18 protein-coding genes are annotated in these 17,436 nt (G+C 67.8%); 12 read left to right on the forward strand and 6 right to left on the reverse strand.

Annotated features, from left to right (window positions below; translation table 11 throughout):
• The first annotated feature begins 2 nt into the window (after positions 1–2).
• Genes EIP85_RS00375 through EIP85_RS00385 form a run of 3 tightly spaced genes read left to right on the forward strand, consistent with a single transcriptional unit; the run spans position 3 to position 3,416 of the window.
• A complete protein-coding gene (locus EIP85_RS00375) occupies positions 3–959 on the forward strand; it encodes an ABC transporter permease (RefSeq protein WP_127900152.1) in 957 nt (318 codons plus the stop codon).
• Positions 956–1,774 carry an ABC transporter permease gene (locus EIP85_RS00380; RefSeq protein WP_127900153.1) on the forward strand — a complete coding sequence of 273 codons (819 nt, stop codon included), beginning with the start codon at positions 956–958 and terminating at the stop codon, positions 1,772–1,774. The genes EIP85_RS00375 and EIP85_RS00380 overlap by 4 nt, the downstream gene beginning before the upstream one ends.
• Positions 1,767–3,416 (forward strand): ABC transporter ATP-binding protein, encoded by a 1,650-nt coding sequence (locus EIP85_RS00385; protein WP_127900154.1) that lies wholly within the window; start codon positions 1,767–1,769, stop codon positions 3,414–3,416. Before EIP85_RS00380 ends, EIP85_RS00385 begins: the two co-directional genes overlap by 8 nt.
• Positions 3,417–3,423: 7 nt before the next feature.
• Here the strand turns inward: EIP85_RS00385 and EIP85_RS00390 are convergent, their stop codons facing one another.
• Positions 3,424–3,699, reverse strand: coding sequence for a DUF6477 family protein (locus EIP85_RS00390; RefSeq protein ID WP_127900155.1), 276 nt, complete (start codon positions 3,697–3,699; stop codon positions 3,424–3,426).
• A gap of 213 nt (positions 3,700–3,912) precedes the next feature.
• On the opposite strand from EIP85_RS00390, the gene EIP85_RS00395 reads away from it, so the two are divergent.
• Together EIP85_RS00395 and lipA are read left to right on the forward strand one after the other, a co-directional pair.
• Positions 3,913–5,046: a DUF6456 domain-containing protein gene (locus EIP85_RS00395; protein WP_127900156.1), complete on the forward strand. Its 1,134-nt coding sequence runs from the start codon at positions 3,913–3,915 to the stop codon at positions 5,044–5,046.
• A gap of 153 nt (positions 5,047–5,199) precedes the next feature.
• Positions 5,200–6,153: a lipoyl synthase gene (lipA, locus tag EIP85_RS00400; protein ID WP_164871608.1), complete on the forward strand. Its 954-nt coding sequence runs from the start codon at positions 5,200–5,202 to the stop codon at positions 6,151–6,153.
• Positions 6,154–6,160: 7 nt separating this feature from the next.
• Here the strand turns inward: lipA and EIP85_RS00405 are convergent, their stop codons facing one another.
• Positions 6,161–6,349 carry a hypothetical protein gene (locus EIP85_RS00405; RefSeq protein WP_127900158.1) on the reverse strand — a complete coding sequence of 63 codons (189 nt, stop codon included), beginning with the start codon at positions 6,347–6,349 and terminating at the stop codon, positions 6,161–6,163.
• Positions 6,346–6,894, reverse strand: a complete 549-nt coding sequence (hpt, locus tag EIP85_RS00410) for a hypoxanthine phosphoribosyltransferase (RefSeq protein ID WP_127900159.1) — start codon at positions 6,892–6,894, stop codon at positions 6,346–6,348. Before hpt ends, EIP85_RS00405 begins: the two co-directional genes overlap by 4 nt.
• Positions 6,895–6,962: 68 nt before the next feature.
• Between hpt and EIP85_RS00415 the strand changes: the two genes are divergently transcribed.
• The gene (locus EIP85_RS00415; RefSeq protein ID WP_127900160.1) at positions 6,963–7,427 is read left to right on the forward strand and encodes a type II toxin-antitoxin system RatA family toxin; all 465 of its coding nucleotides are present in this window, start codon (positions 6,963–6,965) and stop codon (positions 7,425–7,427) included.
• A 43-nt stretch (positions 7,428–7,470) separates the two neighbouring features.
• Here EIP85_RS00415 and EIP85_RS00420 read toward each other — a convergent pair whose 3' ends face one another.
• From EIP85_RS00420 to EIP85_RS00430, 3 genes are read right to left on the reverse strand one after another with little or no spacing between them, the layout of a single operon-like run.
• Positions 7,471–7,941, reverse strand: coding sequence for a CinA family protein (locus tag EIP85_RS00420; protein WP_127900161.1), 471 nt, complete (start codon positions 7,939–7,941; stop codon positions 7,471–7,473).
• A complete protein-coding gene (locus EIP85_RS00425) occupies positions 7,938–8,450 on the reverse strand; it encodes a phosphatidylglycerophosphatase A family protein (RefSeq protein ID WP_127900162.1) in 513 nt (170 codons plus the stop codon). The genes EIP85_RS00420 and EIP85_RS00425 overlap by 4 nt, the downstream gene beginning before the upstream one ends.
• A complete protein-coding gene (locus tag EIP85_RS00430) occupies positions 8,447–9,586 on the reverse strand; it encodes a bifunctional 2-C-methyl-D-erythritol 4-phosphate cytidylyltransferase/2-C-methyl-D-erythritol 2,4-cyclodiphosphate synthase (RefSeq protein ID WP_127900163.1) in 1,140 nt (379 codons plus the stop codon). The genes EIP85_RS00425 and EIP85_RS00430 overlap by 4 nt, the downstream gene beginning before the upstream one ends.
• A 189-nt stretch (positions 9,587–9,775) precedes the next feature.
• On the opposite strand from EIP85_RS00430, the gene dusB reads away from it, so the two are divergent.
• The 6 genes from dusB to hfq all read left to right on the forward strand — a co-directional run bounded on the left by dusB (position 9,776) and on the right by hfq (position 17,415).
• Positions 9,776–10,759 carry a tRNA dihydrouridine synthase DusB gene (dusB, locus tag EIP85_RS00435; RefSeq protein WP_127900164.1) on the forward strand — a complete coding sequence of 328 codons (984 nt, stop codon included), beginning with the start codon at positions 9,776–9,778 and terminating at the stop codon, positions 10,757–10,759.
• Complete coding sequence (locus EIP85_RS00440; protein WP_127900165.1) at positions 10,756–11,838, forward strand: two-component system sensor histidine kinase NtrB; 1,083 nt, start codon at positions 10,756–10,758, stop codon at positions 11,836–11,838. The genes dusB and EIP85_RS00440 overlap by 4 nt, the downstream gene beginning before the upstream one ends.
• Positions 11,838–13,202, forward strand: a complete 1,365-nt coding sequence (locus EIP85_RS00445) for a response regulator (protein ID WP_127900166.1) — start codon at positions 11,838–11,840, stop codon at positions 13,200–13,202. Before EIP85_RS00440 ends, EIP85_RS00445 begins: the two co-directional genes overlap by 1 nt.
• Positions 13,203–13,301: 99 nt before the next feature.
• Positions 13,302–15,596, forward strand: coding sequence for a sensor histidine kinase NtrY-like (locus EIP85_RS00450; protein WP_127900167.1), 2,295 nt, complete (start codon positions 13,302–13,304; stop codon positions 15,594–15,596).
• A 21-nt stretch (positions 15,597–15,617) separates the two neighbouring features.
• Positions 15,618–17,036 carry a nitrogen assimilation response regulator NtrX gene (gene ntrX, locus EIP85_RS00455; RefSeq protein WP_127900168.1) on the forward strand — a complete coding sequence of 473 codons (1,419 nt, stop codon included), beginning with the start codon at positions 15,618–15,620 and terminating at the stop codon, positions 17,034–17,036.
• 145 nt (positions 17,037–17,181) lie between these two features.
• Complete coding sequence (gene hfq, locus EIP85_RS00460; RefSeq protein WP_127900169.1) at positions 17,182–17,415, forward strand: RNA chaperone Hfq; 234 nt, start codon at positions 17,182–17,184, stop codon at positions 17,413–17,415.
• Positions 17,416–17,436 lie beyond the last annotated feature (21 nt).

Here is a 17,436-nt window from a genome sequence, read left to right on the forward strand (position 1 = left end):
GGATGCATCCCGTCGTAAGACTTGTGGCTCAGCGCATTGCGCTGGGCCTGCTCCTGCTGATCGCGGCCTCGGTTCTGATCTTCGTCGGAACCAACATCCTGCCGGGAGACGTCGCCCAGGCCATCCTGGGCCAGCAGGCAACGCCCACGGCGCTGGCCAACCTCAGGGCCCAGATGGGGCTCGATCAGCCCTATTACATCCGCTACCTGCACTGGCTGTTCGCCGCGATGCACGGCGATCTCGGCAAGTCGCTGGCCAATGGTCAGGACATCGCGACCGAGATCCAGGGCCGCCTGGCCAATACGCTGTTCCTCGCCGGGGTCTCGGCGGCGATCATCGCGCCCATGTCGATCATCCTCGGGCTGATCTCGGCGCTTTACGAGGGCCGCTGGCCGGACAAGGTGCTCTCTGGCATCACGCTGGCCTGGGTCTCGCTGCCGGAGTTCCTGCTGGGCTATATCCTGATCTATTTCCTCGCGGTCGAGTACCCGATCGCGCCCTCGGTCTCGACCGTGTACGATTCCATGGGCTTCTGGGCGAAACTTCACGCGATCATTCTGCCGGTCATGGTGCTCGTCATGGTCTCGGTCGGCCATACGATGCGGATGACGCGGGCGGCGATCCTGAACGTCATGCAATCGGCCTATATCGAGACCGCCGAGCTGAAGGGGCTGAGGCCCTTCCGGGTGATCCTGATGCATGCCTTCCCGAACGCGATCTCTCCGATCGTGAACGTGCTGATGGTGGACCTGGCCTATCTCGTCGTCGGCGTTGTCGTGACCGAGGTGGTCTTTGTCTATCCCGGCATGGGGCAGTATCTGGTCGACCACGTCGCCAAACGTGATGTGCCGGTGGTGCAGGCCGTGGGCCTGATCTTCGCGGCCGTCTACATCGGGCTCAACATGGTGGCGGACGTCGTCTCGATCCTCGCCAACCCGCGGCTGAGGCATCCGAAATGAAACGCATACCGCTATTGGCCCTCATCGGGCTTGCCATCACCACTGCCTATTTCCTCGCGGCGATATTCGCGCCGCTGATCGCGCCCTATCCGATGGGGGCGACGCCCGGCGGATCCTGGCAACCGGCGTCGGCGCAGTTCTGGCTCGGCACCGACTCGATCGGCCGCGACCTGCTGAGCCGGTTGATCTGGGGCGGGCGCATCACCATCGCCATCGCCACGGTGGCAACGCTGCTGAGCTTTACCACCGGCGCGATCCTCGGCTTCACCGCCGCGGTCGTGGGCGGATGGGTCGACCAGGCCCTGTCGCGATTCGTCGACCTGATCATGTCGATCCCGTCGCTGATCTTCGCGCTGGTCGTGCTGTCGGTTATGCCGGTCACCGTGGTGACGCTGATCCTGGTGATGGGGCTTCTCGACTCCACCCGTGTCTTCCGTCTCGCCCGTGCCGTCGCCGCCGATATCGTGGTGATGGACTATGTCGAGGCCGCCCGGCTGAGGGGCGAGGGCAGGATCTGGATCATCTTCCGCGAGGTGCTGCCGAACTCGCTTTCGCCGCTCGTCGCCGAGATGGGGATGCGGTTCATCTTTCAGGTGCTTCTGCTGTCCACGCTGTCCTTCCTCGGCCTTGGCGTGCAGCCGCCGCTGACGGACTGGGGCGGGATCGTGAAGGAGAACAAGGACGGCATCGTCTACGGCGTTCCGGCCGCGCTTTACCCGGCGATCGCAATCGCGACGCTGGCGATCTCGGTCAACCTCGTCGCGGACTGGGTTCTGAACCGCACCACCAGCCTGAAGGGAGGGCGCAATGGCTGACCAAGGGGCCAGGGCTCTCCTGGAGATCACCGACCTCAAGATCGAGGCCACGGCCTACCCGCCGGGCGAGCCGCCGCAGGACATCACCATTGTCGACGGCGTCTCGCTGCAGCTGCAGAAGGGCCGCGTGCTGGGCCTGATCGGGGAAAGCGGGGCGGGGAAATCCACCATCGGGCTTTCCGCCATGTCCTATGGGCGCGGCGGTGTGCGGCTGACCGGGGGCAAGATCCTGCTGAACGGGCAGGAGATCCGCACCGCGGGGCCGGGCAAGCTGCGCCGGATCCGCGGCCATACCGTGACCTATGTCGCGCAATCGGCGGCGGCGGCCTTCAACCCGGCCAAGAAGCTGATGGATCAGGTCATCGAGACCTCGCTCCAGCACGGGATCATGGGCCGGTCGGAGGCGGAGAAGCGGGCGGTCTGGCTGTTCGACACGCTCGGCCTGCCGAACCCGACACGCTTCGGCAACCGCTATCCGCACCAGGTGTCGGGCGGGCAGCTGCAGCGGGCGATGACGGCGATGGCGCTGTGTCCGAAGCCGGACCTCGTGATCTTCGACGAGCCGACGACCGCGCTGGACGTGACGACCCAGATCGACGTGCTGGCCGCGATCAAGGAGGCGATCCGCGATACCGGCGTCGGCGCGCTCTACATCACCCACGACCTTGCCGTGGTGGCCCAGGTCTCTGACGAGATCATGGTGCTGCGCGGCGGCAAGATGGTGGAATACGGACCCGTCGATCAGATCATCAACGCGCCGCGGCAGGAGTATACCAAGGCGCTGGTGACGGTTCGCCAGATCGAGCATCCGGAGAAACCCGCAGACGCACCCGTGGTGCTGGAGGTGGACCGGGTGACCGCGCGCTACCGCGGCACCAACTTCGACGTGCTCAAGAACATCTCGGTCGAGCTGCGGCAGGGTCAGACCCTGGCCGTGGTGGGCGAAAGCGGATCCGGCAAGTCGACGCTGGCGCGGGCGATCACCGGGCTTCTGCCGCCGACGAAGGGCTCCATCCACTTTGCGGGGCGCGAGCTGTCGGCGACGCTCGCCGGGCGGACGCGCGACGATCTGCGCGAACTGCAGATGATCTACCAGATGGCAGACGTGGCGATGAACCCGCGCCATACGGTGGGCACGATCATCGGCAGGCCGCTGGAGTTCTACTTCGGCCTCAAGGGCGACGCGAAGCGCAAGCGCATCCAGCAGCTTCTTGACGAGATCGAGATGGGCAAGGGCTTCATCGACCGCTATCCGGCGGAACTGTCAGGCGGGCAGAAGCAGCGCGTCTGCATCGCCCGGGCGCTGGCCGCGAAGCCCAAGCTGATCATCTGCGACGAGGTGACGTCGGCGCTCGACCCGCTGGTGGCGGATGGCATCCTAAAGCTTCTGCAGGAGCTGCAGAAGGTCGAGGGGGTGGCCTATCTCTTCATCACCCATGACCTTGCCACGGTGAAGGCGATCGCGGATTCCATCGCGGTGATGTATCGCGGCGAGGTGGTGCGCTACGGACCGAAGAGCCAGGTGCTGAGCCCGCCCTTCGACGATTACACCGATCTCCTGCTGTCCTCCGTGCCGGAAATGCGGCTCGGCTGGCTGGAGGAGGTCCTGGCCCATCGCAGGATGGAATCGGCCGGGAACTGAGGCCGGCTCAGACGGCCGAGGTGCGCGCCTCGGCCAGAAGTGCGATCAGAACCTCGACATGGGCGGCGGCGCTATAGGCGGCGTCGCCGGCACGGCGGGTCGCCTCATGCCCGGCCTCGAGCGCGATCAGCCGGCCCATCGCATGCTCCGGCGCCAGCGCCGCATCGCCCGCGATGCGCAGAAGGTCGCGTTCGCGGCGATAGTCGCCGAGCCCCGAGCGGGCCGCCTGCATCAGCAGGCGCGGGCGGGCAAAGCGCTGAAAACTCATGGCAAGATCGGTCATCGCATCCTCCGGTCGCATCCGCTTCGGGTTCTGGCATGCGGGGGGCCGGCGTTGCGCCGCGCGCCGTTCGGCGTGCGCCCGTTTCAGATTTCTTTAGGTTTCTTAACGAAATCTATCCGCCGGTTCGCATGTTAACGGTCAGGTAACCTTGACAACCGACGGTTGCGTGCGGCCCGGACGGCACCGATCGGCCAGGTGGGAGGCGAGGCGCGCATGACGTCAAGGTTGGGCATCGAGACGGGCTATCCCGGATGGCTTCCCGACGCGGTGCGGCGCTATCTCGAACATACCTCGGACGGGATCTCTCTTCGGGCGCTGGCCCGGCGCGAGGGATGCCATGCCTCCACCGTGCTCAGACAGGTGCGCCGTTACGAGAACCGGCGCGACGATCCGTTGATGGACGAGGCGCTGGCCCGACTGGGCCGCCTGCATGCGGCCCGGATTTGCCCCCCGCATGGAAAGGACGACCCCGCGATGCGAGCAGACCCGCGCCCCCACAAGCCGCAAGATACACCCCTGACCGACGAGGCCGCCCTGGCCCGCGAGGCCCGCCGCATCCTGCGCCGGCTCTCGGAGCCCGACACGATGCTGGCCGTCGCCGCCGACATGGAAAAGGCGGTGGTGCTGCGTGAATTCCCCGACGGGCGCACCGCGCGCACGGCCGTGGTCGACCGCGCCGTGGCGCAGGCCTTCGTGGTGAAGGACTGGATCGATTGCCGCAAGCCCGGGCGCGTCTCGACCTACGTTCTCAGCACGGCCGGACGCGCCGCGCTGAAGCGCCTTCTGGGCGCCGACGGCCGGCCCCGCGGCATGGCCGAGGCCGGTGCCGCCTTCGGCGACCAGCACCGGATCTGGGCCGAGCGGCAGGTGGAGGGCGAGGGCGGCGAGGCACCGCGCCGGGTGCGCTGCAACCTTGCCGAAAGCCCGATCGTTGCGCTGTGGCGGCGGCGCGACAAGGACGGCAAGCCCTTCCTCTCCCCCGACCTCGTGGCCGCGGCCGAGCGGCTGCGCGAGGATTTCGAGATCGGCCAGATGGGCCCCCGCGTGGCACAGAACTGGGACCGGTTTCTGACCGGCGCCGAGCGCGGCGGCTTCGGATCCGACGCGGGGCCGGCGCAAGGCCCGCGGGCGGCGCGCGAACGGGTGGCGGCGGCGCTGCGCGACCTCGGGCCCGGGCTGGGCGACATGGCGCTGCGCTGCTGCTGCTTCCTGGAAGGGCTGGAGATGGCCGAGCGGCGCATGGGCTGGTCGGCGCGCTCGGGCAAGATCGTGCTTCGGATCGCGCTGATGCGGCTTCGCCGGCATTACGAGGAGAACGGCGGGATCGCCGGGCCGCTGATCGGGTAGGGGAAGGGCGGGGGCCTTGCCCCCGGGCCCGCCCGACGCGGGCGGGCATTCCTCGCTTGTGCCAGACGCATGGCGGGGCTGATCCTGCGGGGCGTTGCCTGCGGGGCCTTCGAGGGATATGTCACCCTGAAAGGCGCTGAGAGGAGCGAGCCCTTGCGTGATCTGAAAATCCCCGCCGAGCGGCACCCCGAAAAGGCCCACCGTGCCGATGCGGCCGTGCAGCCGAAGAAGCCCGCCTGGATCCGCGTGAAGGCGCCGACCTCCGCCGGCTACCGCCAGACGCGCGAGATCATCCGCGAGCAGAAGCTGGTGACGGTCTGCGAGGAAGCGGGCTGCCCCAATGTCGGCGAATGCTGGTCGCAGGGCCACGCAACGATGATGATCATGGGCGAGATCTGCACCCGCGGCTGCAGCTTCTGCAACGTGGCGACCGGCCGCCCGGACGTGCTCGACACCTTCGAGCCGGGCCGCGTGGCCCATGCCGTAGAGCAGCTCGGCCTGAACCATGTCGTGATCACCTCGGTCGACCGCGACGACCTCGACGATGGCGGGGCGGAGCATTTCGCCATGACCATCCGCGCCATCCGCCACCGCTCGCCCGACACCACCATCGAGATCCTGACACCGGACTTCCTGCGCTGCGGGCCGGAGGCGCTGGAGAAGGTCGTCGAGGCGCGGCCGGACGTGTTCAACCACAACCTTGAGACCGTGCCGGGGCTCTACCCCGAGGTGCGGCCGGGCGCGCGCTATTTCCACTCGCTCCGCCTGCTGCAGCGGGTGAAGGAGCTGGACCCGGCGATGTTCACCAAGTCGGGGATCATGGTGGGGCTTGGCGAGGAGCGCCAGCAGGTGGGGCAGGTGATGGACGACCTGCGCTCCGCCGATGTCGATTTCCTCACCATCGGGCAATACCTGCAGCCGACGCCGAAGCACCATTCGGTGGCCCGCTTCGTCACGCCCGAGGAATTCGCGGCCTATGAGCGGGCGGCCTTCGGCAAGGGGTTCCTGATGGTCTCCGCCACGCCGCTGACGCGCTCGTCCTACCACGCGGGCGACGACTTCGCCCGGCTCCGCACCGCGCGGCTGGAGAAGCTGGCCCGGGCCTGATCGCGCCTCAGCGCAGAAGCGGAACCCGGCGGATGGGCGGGTTGACGCCCAGCCAGACGGGCCAGCCGACGTATTTCTCGATCCCTGCCAGCACAAGGCAGAGGGCTATCACTGCAAGCACGACGGCCAGCCGCCGCGCCGCGGGCGGGCGGCGCGCCCAGCCGGACATCCTGACCAGCCAGAAGAGAAGGTTCACTTCGCCTCGGGCAGGAACCGGACCTTACCGATATGCGGAAGGTTGCGGTTGCGCTGCGCATAGTCGATGCCGTAGCCGACGACGAATTCGTCCGGGATGGTGAAGCCGGTCCATTTCGCCTCCACCGGGATCTCGCGGCGTGAGGGCTTGTCGAGCAGCGCGCAGGCCTCGATCCGCGCCGGGCCCCGCGTCTCGAGGAGCTTCAGGACATGGGCGAGCGTGTAGCCGGTATCGACGATATCCTCGACCACCAGCACGTCGCGGCCGGCGATCTCGCCGCGCAGGTCCTTCAGCACACGGACTTCGCGCGAACTTTCGGTGCTGTTGCCGTAGCTCGAGACCTCGAGGAAATCGACCTCGATCGGCAGGTCGATCTCGCGCACGAGATCGGCGATGAAGACGAAAGAGCCGCGCAGGAGACCAACGACGACCAGCTTCTCCGTGCTGGCGAAATAGCTGCTTATTTCCCGGGCAAGCGCCTCTACCCGGGCGGCGATCGCCTTGGCGGAGATCATTTCGTCGATGACATATGCTTGCGTTGACATGAGGGCCCCTTGATTTCGGCGCCAGAGTTACAGAAGTTCGCGCGCCAAGTCACCAACCCATCGGATCCATGCCAAAACACCAGGAAACCCGCCCGCTGCCCTATTCGGCCCAGGAGATGTACGACCTCGTGGCCGACGTCGCCAGCTATCCGAAATTCCTGCCCTGGACGGCGGCTGCCCGGATCCGTTCGCGCACGCCCTGCGACGGCGGCGGAGAGATAATGGAGGCGGATCTGGTGATTTCCTTCAAGGTCTTCCGCGAACGCTTCGGCAGCCGCGTCACGCTCTGGCCCGAGCAGATGAAGATCGACACCGAATACCTTGACGGGCCGTTCAAATACATGCGCTCGAACTGGTCGTTCCGGGACCGGCCGGAGGGCGGGTGCGAGGTCGAGTTCTTCGTCGACTTCGAGTTCAAGAACCTCGTGCTGCAGCGCATCATCGGCGTCGTCTTCAACGAGGCCATGCACCGCGTCGTCGCCGCCTTCGAACGCCGCGCAGTAGAGCTTTACGGCGCCCGCAGCCTGCCCTGATCCCCGGGCATTTCCTGGCCCGAAATACTCCCGCCGGAGGCGCTCAGCCCAGGGATGAAAGCAGCAGGTCCAGCGCATGTTCGGTAGAGCGCGCACGGACCGCGGCGCGGCCCGGGGCGCCGAATTCCCGGGTTTGCGTGACCGTCGGCTGTCCCTTCCGGGCCAGCGCGAAGCAGACCCGGCCCTCGGGCTTGTGTTCCGATCCGCCGGGCCCGGCGATGCCGGTGATGGCGACGGCGAGGCTGGCCCGCGAATGGGCAAGCGCGCCCTCGGCCATCTCGCGGGCGACCTCTTCCGAGACGGCGCCATGAGCGGCGAGGGTTTCGGCCCGGACGCCCAGCATCGTCTCCTTGGCGGCGTTGGAATAGGTGACGAAGCCACGCTCGAAGATGTCGGAGGAGCCGGGCACGTCGGTGATCGCGGCCGACACCATGCCGCCGGTGCAGCTTTCCGCCGTGGCGATCAGCACGCCCTTCGCGCGGGCGGCGGCGAGGAGGCGCTCGGGCGCGGTCATGCGTGGAAGATGCCGTGGGCGATGCCGGCGGCGACAATCACCACCACGGCCGCCATGATCCCGGCGTAGATGTCATCGAGCATCACGCCCGCCGCATCGCCGCGCGCGTCGGCGCGCCCGACGATCCACGGCTTCCACACATCGAAAAGCCGGAAGGCGATGAAGGCGGTGAGGGGGCCCGGCCAGGGCATGTCCCAGTTGGGCAGGCCCGCGAACCAGAACCCGGCCGAGGGCGCGCACATCGCGATCCACTGGCCCGCGACCTCGTCGATCACGATCTCGGACGGGTCGGTGTCGCCCGGGGCGCGGGTGGCGAGATCGGCCTTCACCACGGCGAAGCCGAGCGCGGTGACAAGAAGCGTGGCGACCAGCAGCAGGGGAAAGCCGCCGACACCGTGAAGACCCATCGCCAGCACGACCGCGAGCGCCGAGGCCCAGGTGCCGGAGGCCGGCCGCAGGTAGCCCACGCCGAAGACGGTGGCCAGCATCCGGCTCACCCCGCCCGTCATGCCCGCACCAGCGTGGCCGTGGCGAGCGCCGCGATGCCTTCCTCGCGCCCGGTGAAGCCGAGCCTTTCGGTTGTCGTCGCCTTGACGCTGACGCTGCCCATCTCCACCTCCATGATCTCCTCCAGTTTCCGCTGCATCTCAATGGCATGCGGGCCGATCTTCGGGCGCTCGCAGAGGAGCGTCACATCGGCATTGGCCAGCCGGTAGCCGCGGCCGCGCATCAGCCCCGCCGCATGGGCCAGGAAGATGTCCGACGCCGCGCCCTTCCATTGCGGATCCGAGGGCGGGAAGTGGCGGCCGATGTCGCCCTCCGCCAGCGCGCCGTAGATCGCGTCGGTCAGCGCATGCATGCCCACGTCGGCATCCGAATGGCCCAGAAGCGTTTTGTCATGCGGGATCTTCACGCCGCAGAGCCAGAGGTGATCGCCGGGCGCGAAGGCGTGGACATCGAAGCCGTTGCCGATCCGGATATCCATGGCGCGGCCCCTCAGGATGCGTTCCGCCCGCGCGAAATCGCCGGGCCAGGTGAGCTTGATGTTGTCCTCTTCGCCCTCGGTGATGGCGACGTCAAGGCCGGCGGCCAGCGCCACCTCCACATCGTCGGCGGCGCCGCCGGGATGGGCGCGGTGGGCGTGGAGGATTGCGGGGAAGTGAAAGCCCTGCGGTGTCTGGGCCCGGAACAGCCCGTCGCGCGGGGCGAGCCCGGTGACGCGGCCAGCCTCGCCACGCCAGAGCGCGTCGGAGACCGGCACTGCCGGGGCCGCGCCCGGCGCGCCGTCCAGCGCCGCAAGCACCCTGCGGATCACGGCGGCGGAGACCAGCGGGCGGGCACCGTCATGGATCAGCACGCGGGTCGCGTCGCTGCCCTCGAGCGCCTCCAGCGCGGCGCGGACCGAGGCATCGCGGCTGGCCCCGCCGATGACCGTCGTGGTGCGCGCGTCAAGCAGCGGTGCGGCCAGCGCCGCGTCCTCGGGGTGGACGACGAGGATCAGCCGGTCGATCTCCGGGATCGCGCGGAACGCCTCCAGCGTATGCGCCAGAAGCGGCCGGCCGGCCAGCGCGCGCCACTGCTTCGGCCCGCCGTCCCCGGCACGGATGCCGCGCCCGGCGGCTGTGATGATGGCGACCGTGCTCATGCCCCTCACCGCTGATTGTCGCCCCCTCCATAGGCCGAGGCCCGGGCCATGACAACGCTGCGAGCAGATCGGGCAGGGCTGCCCAAATTTTGAGCGGCGCCGGTTTCCCGCCCGGTAGCGCCCGGCCGCCAGATTGCTATCCTCGGCTGGAGGGACTAGCTGCTAGGGTGTCGCATAAGGATTAGGCAGTTGGCGATTCATCTGGCAGAGGTTTCGATCGATCCGGCGGTGCTTCTGGCGCCGATGGCCGGCATCACCGATCTGCCCTACCGCCGCATCGTCTCGCGCTTCGGGGCGGGGCTGGTTGTCAGCGAAATGGTGGCGAGCCGCGAGGTCGTCACCGCCCGGCCGGAGGCGCGCGCCCGGGCCGAACTGGGCTTTGGCGAGGCCGCGACGGCGATCCAGCTCGCCGGGCGCGAGGCCGACTGGATGGCCGAGGCCGCGCGGCTGGTGGCCGGGCAGGGGGCCCGGATCATCGACATCAACATGGGCTGCCCGGCGCGGCGCGTGACCTCCGGCCTGGCCGGATCGGCGCTGATGCGCGATCTGGACCATGCCGTCAGCCTGATCGAGGCGGTGGTGGGCGCGGTCGATGTGCCGGTGACGCTGAAGACCCGCCTCGGCTGGGACGACGACCTGCTGAACGCGCCCGAGCTTGCGCGGCGGGCAGAGGCCGCGGGTGTGCGGATGATCACGATCCACGGCCGCACCCGCTGCCAGTTCTACAAGGGCCGCGCCGACTGGGCTGCGATCGCCCGGGTGAAGGAGGCCGTGACGATCCCGGTGATCGCCAATGGCGACATCACCGACGCCGCAAGCGCGCGCGAGGCGCTGCGGCTTTCCGGCGCCGATGGCGTCATGGTCGGCCGCGGCATCCAGGGCCGCCCCTGGCTTCTGGCAGAGATCGCGGCGGGGCTTACGGGCCAGCGGGGTCCCGAGGTACCGGAGGGCGAGGCGCTGGCCGATCTCGTGGCCGAACATCACGCCGCCATGCTCGACTTTTATGGCGAGGAGCTGGGCCTGCGCGTCGCGCGCAAGCACCTTGGCTGGTATCTCGACGCGGCAGGCGACCCCGCGGGCCTGCGCCGGGCGCTGCTGACGGCCGAGGAGCCGGCCACCGTGGCCCGGCTCATCCGCGACGCCTTCGCACCGCCGCGACGGGTGGCCGCATGACACAGCCGCCCGCGCCCGGCATCGTCTGGTCGTCGCTGCCGGTGCCGGCGCTGCTGATCGATCCCGAGAATGCCATCAGCCACGCCAATCCGGCCGCCGAGATCTTCCTCAACAGCTCCGACCGCTCGCTGCGCGGGATGAAGGTGCTGGACCGGCTCACCATCGACGCGCCGCTGACCGAGGCCTTCGAGCGGGTGCGAGAGAACCAGTCGCCGCTTTTCATCAACGATGTCGACGTGGGGCAGGGCGACCGGCCCAGCGTCCAATGCAACATCCAGGTCGCCCCGCTCAGCGACGCGCCCAGCACGCTGCTGCTGCTGATCGCGCCGCGCGACATCGCCGACCGGCTCGGCCGGGCGATGAACGTGAAATCCGCCGCCAAATCCGCCATCGGCATGGCCGAGATGCTGGCGCATGAGATCAAGAACCCGCTGGCGGGCATCGCCGGGGCGGCGCAGCTTCTCTCCATGGGGCTTTCGCACGAGGATCGCGAGCTGACCGACCTGATCGTGGAAGAGACGCAGCGGATCGTGAAGCTGCTCGAGCAGGTCGAGCAGTTCGGCAATCTCCGCCCGCCGGGGCGGCGGCCGGTGAACCTGCATGACGCACTCGACCGCGCGCGCAAGTCCGCCATAGTGGGCTTCGCCACCAAGATGCAGATCGTCGAGGATTACGACCCCTCGCTGCCGCCGGCCTGGGCCGATGGCGACCAGCTGGTGCAGGTCTTCCTGAACCTTCTGAAGAATGCTGCGCAAGCCGCTGGCCCAAAAGGTGGAATCATCCGGCTTCACACCTTCTATGATCCCTCCCTGCGGGTGCGCCGGCCCGACGGCAGCCGCGACGCGCTGCCGCTTCAGGTCGAGATCATCGACGACGGCCCCGGAATCCCGCCCGAGATCGCGGCGGACATCTTCGAGCCCTTCGTCTCGGGCCGCGAGAACGGCACCGGGCTTGGCCTCGCGCTCGTCTCGAAGATCATCACCGATCATGGCGGCTGGATCGCCGTCGACACACAACCCGGCCGCACCGCCTTCCGCGTGTCGCTGCCGGTGGTTCCCAAGAGCATGGAGATGGAGTGATGGACGGCACGGTCCTGGTCGCGGACGACGACCGCACGATCCGCACGGTACTGACCCAGGCGCTGACCCGCGCCGGCTGCAAGGTCCATGCGACCTCCAGCCTGACGACCCTGATGCGCTGGGTGGAGGAGGGCAAGGGCGACCTCGTCATCTCCGACGTCATAATGCCGGACGGCAACGGGTTGGAAATGCTGCCGAAAATCGGGAAAGAGCGGCCCGGCCTGCCGGTCATCGTGATCTCCGCCCAGAACACGATCATGACCGCGATCCAGGCGGCGGAGGCGGAGGCCTACGATTACCTCCCCAAGCCCTTCGACCTGCCGGACCTGATGAAACGCGCCGCCCGCGCGCTGGAGACCAAGCGCCGCGTCGCCCCGCGCCCCGCGCCGGCCCCGCAGGAGGGCGAGGACCTACCGCTGGTCGGGCGCACGCCGCAGATGCAGGCGCTCTACCGCCTCGTCGCGCGGGTGATGAACACCGACCTGCCGGTGCTGATCACCGGCGAATCGGGCACCGGCAAATCGCTGATCGCGCGGGCCATCCACGACTTCTCTGACCGGCGCAGCCAGCCCTTCGTCATCGTCTCCAACGCCGATCTTTCGACGCCCGAGGGCGCGAGCGACGTGCTGAGCCGCGCCCGCGGCGGCTCTATCGTCTTCGACGAGGTCGCGGATTACACCGAGGAGGCGCAGGCCCGGATCGTCCGCCTGCTGGACCAGCTCGGCGATCTCTCGCCGCGCGTGATGGCCACCAGCCAGGCCGACCTCGGCCAGCAGATGGAAGGGGGTAAGTTCCGCCGCGACCTCTACTTCCGCCTTGGTGGCGTGGCGATCGCGGTGCCGGCGCTGCGCGAGCGGGTGGACGACATCCCCCTGCTGGCAGAGCATTTCCTGCTGCGCGGCGACCGCGAGGCCGGCGCGCGGCGCACCTTCTCGCCCGAGGCGATGGAGCTGGTGCGCGCCTACACCTGGCCCGGCAACGTCCGCCAGCTGGAAAATACCGTGCGGCGGCTGGTCGTCACCTCGTCCGAGGTCGAGATCACCCGCGGCGAGGTGGAGCAGGTCCTTGGCAACCAGCCGGCGATGGAGCCGCTCAGGGGGGGCGGGGAGGGCGAGAAGCTCTCGGCTTCCGTCGCCCGCCACCTGAAGCGCTACTTCGATCTGCACGGCGGCGCGCTGCCGCCGCCCGGCGTCTACCAGCGTGTGCTGCGCGAGGTGGAACTGCCGCTAATCGAGATCGCGCTCGACGCAACCGGCGGAAATCAGGCAAAATGTGCCGATCTCCTCGGCATCAACCGCAATACCTTGCGTAAAAAGATCACAGATCTGGATATTCGCGTGACACGGCGCCGCAAATTGATGTAAAAGAGCAACAGCGGCGTTGCAATTCGGCGCCAGCCGCTTCGGCGGCATCCAAATCTGGTGGCGGGGGCTAACCCACCCTCCAAATCGGGGATTTATCCCGTGCAGCGGGCGGCGCATTCTTTTTCCCTGCAGCGGTTGAACCGGCTTCGCAGGCAACGCCGGATCCAGACCGCGGCGACGTTGGCTCTGGTGGTGCTGGGGCCGGGCCTTGCGCTGGCGACCTATCTGACCTTCGGGCCCCTGAGCCATGTCGCGAGCTCTCCGCAGCTGCGCGTCGTGCTGCTGGCCGACCTTGTCTACGTGCTGCTTGTCGCGGCGCTGGTTCTCAACCGCATCGCGCGGATGATCTCGGAACGCCGGTCGAAATCGGCGGGGTCGCGGCTGCACATGCGGCTGACCGGCGTCTTCGTCATCATCACGCTGATCCCGACCATCCTCGTCGCCATCTTCGCGGTCCTGACCGTCAACGTCGGGCTGGAGGGCTGGTTCTCCAACCGGGTGCGGGAGGTGGTCTCCTCCTCGCTGACCGCGGCGCAGGCCTACGAGGGCGAGCACCGCAAGGACCTGACCACCGACATCAAGGCGCTGGCGATCTTCATCGACGGCGCAAAAAAGACGAATTTCTTCATAGACGACGGTGACTTGCGCCAGCTTCTTAGCACGGGGGAGGCACAGATCCAGCGCGGGCTGCGCGGCGCCTACATCATCGATGGCACGGCCAAGATCCGGGCCCGTGGCGACCGCTCCTACCTGTTCAACTACGACCCGCCGACCGAGGCCGACATCGCCAAGGCGGCAAGCGGTCAGGTGGTGCTGATCGACGACTGGAAGAACAACGAGCTTCGCGCGCTGATCGCGCTGCCGGCCTATCTTGACCGATACCTCTACGTTTCCCGCACCGTCGACGGCAACCTTCTGAAACTGCTGGATGAAACGACGCAGACCGTCCACCTCTACCAGCAGCTGGAACAGAACCGCGGCACGCTTTTGTTCGAGTTCGGGCTTCTCTACCTCGGCTTCGCGCTGATCCTGATCCTCGCCTCGATCTGGCTCGGCCTCTGGTTCGCGGAGCGGCTCGCCAAGCCCGTGGGCCGGCTTGCCGGGGCCGCGCAGCGCGTGGGCGCAGGGGACCTCGACGTTCAGGTGATCGAGGAGGAGGGCGACGACGAGATCGCCATGCTGGGCCGGATCTTCAACCAGATGACCCGCCAGCTGAAGGGCCAGCGCGAGGCGCTGATGCGCAACCACCGCCAGACCGAGCAGCGGCGGCGGCAGTTCGATTCCGTCCTGTCCTCCGTCACCGCCGGGGTGATCGGGCTCGACGCCAAGGGGCGCATCGACTTCATCAACCGCTCTGCCCAGCGGCTGCTGGCGCTGGAGGAATCGCGCGACCACGGGCTGGAGCTGGCCCAGGCCGCGCCGGAACTGCTGCATCTCTACGAACGGCTGCGCGAGGGCGGCGGCGCGGTGGTGCAGGAGGAGATCAAGGTCTCTCGCAAGGGCCGGCTGGAGCGGCTTCTGGTGCGCATGGCGATGCGCCGCAGCGAGGACGGGCGGCTGGAGGGCTACGTGGTGGCCTTCGACGACGTGACAGAGCTTGTCAGCGCCCAGCGGATGGCCGCCTGGGGCGATGTCGCTCGCCGCATCGCGCATGAGATCAAGAACCCGCTGACGCCGATCCAGCTGTCGGCCGAACGCATCCGCCGCAAGTTCCGCCCCATGGTGGGCGAGGCGGGCGGCGACCTGGAACAATATACCGACGTCATCATCCGCCAGACCGGCGACCTGCGCCGCATCGTCGACGAGTTCTCGCGCTTCGCCCGGATGCCGGAGCCGGAACGGGCCGAGCACGATCTGGTGCGGCTCTTGCGCGACGCGGTGGTGCTGCAGGAGCAGGCGATGCATGGCGCCGAGGTCTCCGCCAGCCTGCCGGAGGCGCCGCTGATGATGGAGATCGACGCCACGCTGATGTCGCAGGCGCTTACCAACCTTCTGAAAAATGCCGGGGAAGCGATTGAAAGCCTGCAGGAAAAGGGTGCGCCGAAGGGCTTTGCGCCGGAGGTCCGCGTGAGCCTGGCCGAGGAAGAAGGGATGGTCTTGATCCGGATCGCCGACAACGGTATCGGCCTGCCGGAGGACCGTTCGCGCCTGTTCGAACCCTATGTGACGACACGGGCGAAGGGCACCGGCCTGGGGCTTTCCATCGTCAAGAAGATCATCGAGGAACATGGCGGCACGCTCGACCTGGTCGATGCCCCGCCGTTCGGCGACGGCGCCCGGCCCGGCGCCATGGCCGAAATCCGCCTTCCGCTTCCGGCCACCGGCCGGGCGGAGGGTGCAAGCGCCGCCCCCGCGGACGGGGCGGACCCCGAAGCGCGGGCAAAGGCGGGATAAGAGAGAGGAGCAGACAGGACAATGAGCGGCATTCTGATCGTCGACGACGAACGCGATATCCGGGAACTGATCTCGGACATCCTGCGCGACGAGGGGTTCGTGACGCGACTCGCGGCGAATTCCGAGGAGTGCATGGACGCGATCAACGAGGAGGCGCCGGCGCTGATGATCCTCGACATCTGGCTGAAGGACAGCCGGATGGACGGGATCGACATCCTGAAGACGGTGAAGCGCGACAACCCGGACGTCCCCGTGGTCATCATCTCCGGCCATGGCAACATCGAGATCGCGGTCGCCGCGATCAAGCAGGGGGCCTATGACTTCATCGAGAAGCCCTTCAACATCGACCAGTTGCTGGTCGTCGTGCGGCGCGCGATGGAAACCTCGCGGCTCCGGCGCGAGAACTCCGACCTGCGCCGCCGCGACGTGACGGCGGCCGACATGATCGGCTCGGGCGCGGCCTTCAAGACGCTGCGCGCCCAGATCGACAAGGTGACGAAGTCGAACGGCCGCGTCATGCTCTGGGGGCCGCCCGGCTCCGGCAAGGAGGTGGCCGCGCGGTTCATCCACTCCCAGTCGAACCGCGCCGCGGCGCCCTTCGTCACCGTCACCTCCGCCTCGATCGAGCCGGAGCGGATGGAAGAGGTGCTGTTCGGACGCGAAACGCCGGAGCGCGGGGTCGAGAAGGGGCTTCTGGAACAGGCGCATGGCGGGGTGATCTATTTCGATGAGGTGGCCGACATGCCCATCGGCACCCAGTCGAAGATCCTGCGCGTGCTGGTCGAACAGCAGTTCACCCGCGTCGGCGGGGCCGACAAGGTGCGGGTCGACCTGCGCGTGATCTCATCGACCACCCGCGACCTGAAGACAGAGATCGCCGCCGGCCGCTTCCGGCAGGAACTCTTCGACCGGCTGAACGTCGTGCCGATCACCGTCCCCTCGCTGGACGAGCGGCGCGAGGACATCCCCGAGCTGGTCGGCCATTTCGTGGAAATGTTCAACAAGACCCAGGGCCTGCCGCTGCGCGAGATCTCCGACGAGGCGACCGCGCTGCTGCAGACGATGCCCTGGCCCGGCAACGTCCGGCAGCTGAAGAACATGGTCGAGCGGGTGCTGATCCTCGGCGACGGCACAGGCCCGATCGAGGCGCGCGAGCTGCCGGGCCGCGAACAGCCGACCGAGGGCGAGGGCAGGGTGGTCCTGTCAGGCGGGCTTGCCACGCTGCCCCTGCGCGAGGCGCGTGAGCTGTTCGAGCGGGAATATCTGCTGACCCAGATCAACCGTTTCGGCGGCAATATCAGCCGCACGGCGAGCTTCGTGGGCATGGAACGATCGGCCCTCCACCGCAAGCTGAAGTCGCTCGGCGTGGTCACCACGGCGAAATCCGGCGGCCGTGTGGCCCATCTCGATTCGGAGGAGGAGGAGACGTCCGAGATCTGAGGATCCGGCCCCGTCAAAGGCCCGCGCTGTAACGGGCTGTTTTTGGGGCTGGAATCTCGACCCTTCCCGCTTCATACTCTGTCCGGAGACCATTGGCTTCGGCATGGTTGCTGCCGCGCGTTCCAAGAAAAAGGCTTAAGATAACATGGCCGCCGACAAACAAAATTTGCAGGATGCTTTTCTTAACCACGTCCGGAAGACGAAGATCCCTGTCACGATCTTTCTGATCAATGGGGTGAAACTGCAGGGCGTGATCACCTGGTTCGACAATTTCTGTGTCCTGCTGCGCCGCGATGGACAGTCGCAGCTGGTCTACAAGCATGCGATCTCGACCATCATGCCGGGCCAGCCGATCAGTCTTTATGACGGCGAGGATTGAACCGGGCCTTCGCCGGGGATA

The organism is Solirhodobacter olei (genome assembly GCF_004010155.1).
GTDB classification, from domain to species: domain Bacteria; phylum Pseudomonadota; class Alphaproteobacteria; order Rhodobacterales; family Rhodobacteraceae; genus Solirhodobacter; species Solirhodobacter olei.

Coding starts and splice junctions, on each gene's coding strand:
- EIP85_RS00375 (WP_127900152.1), top strand. CDS start 3: ATGCATCCCGTCGTAAGACTTGTGGCTCAGCGCATTGCGCTGGGCCTG.
- EIP85_RS00380 (WP_127900153.1), top strand. CDS start 956: ATGAAACGCATACCGCTATTGGCCCTCATCGGGCTTGCCATCACCACT.
- EIP85_RS00385 (WP_127900154.1), top strand. CDS start 1,767: ATGGCTGACCAAGGGGCCAGGGCTCTCCTGGAGATCACCGACCTCAAG.
- EIP85_RS00390 (WP_127900155.1), bottom strand. CDS start 3,699: ATGACCGATCTTGCCATGAGTTTTCAGCGCTTTGCCCGCCCGCGCCTG.
- EIP85_RS00395 (WP_127900156.1), top strand. CDS start 3,913: ATGACGTCAAGGTTGGGCATCGAGACGGGCTATCCCGGATGGCTTCCC.
- hpt (WP_127900159.1), bottom strand. CDS start 6,894: ATGTCAACGCAAGCATATGTCATCGACGAAATGATCTCCGCCAAGGCG.
- EIP85_RS00415 (WP_127900160.1), top strand. CDS start 6,963: ATGCCAAAACACCAGGAAACCCGCCCGCTGCCCTATTCGGCCCAGGAG.
- EIP85_RS00420 (WP_127900161.1), bottom strand. CDS start 7,941: ATGACCGCGCCCGAGCGCCTCCTCGCCGCCGCCCGCGCGAAGGGCGTG.
- EIP85_RS00425 (WP_127900162.1), bottom strand. CDS start 8,450: ATGACGGGCGGGGTGAGCCGGATGCTGGCCACCGTCTTCGGCGTGGGC.
- EIP85_RS00430 (WP_127900163.1), bottom strand. CDS start 9,586: ATGAGCACGGTCGCCATCATCACAGCCGCCGGGCGCGGCATCCGTGCC.
- EIP85_RS00440 (WP_127900165.1), top strand. CDS start 10,756: ATGACACAGCCGCCCGCGCCCGGCATCGTCTGGTCGTCGCTGCCGGTG.
- EIP85_RS00445 (WP_127900166.1), top strand. CDS start 11,838: ATGGACGGCACGGTCCTGGTCGCGGACGACGACCGCACGATCCGCACG.
- ntrX (WP_127900168.1), top strand. CDS start 15,618: ATGAGCGGCATTCTGATCGTCGACGACGAACGCGATATCCGGGAACTG.
- hfq (WP_127900169.1), top strand. CDS start 17,182: ATGGCCGCCGACAAACAAAATTTGCAGGATGCTTTTCTTAACCACGTC.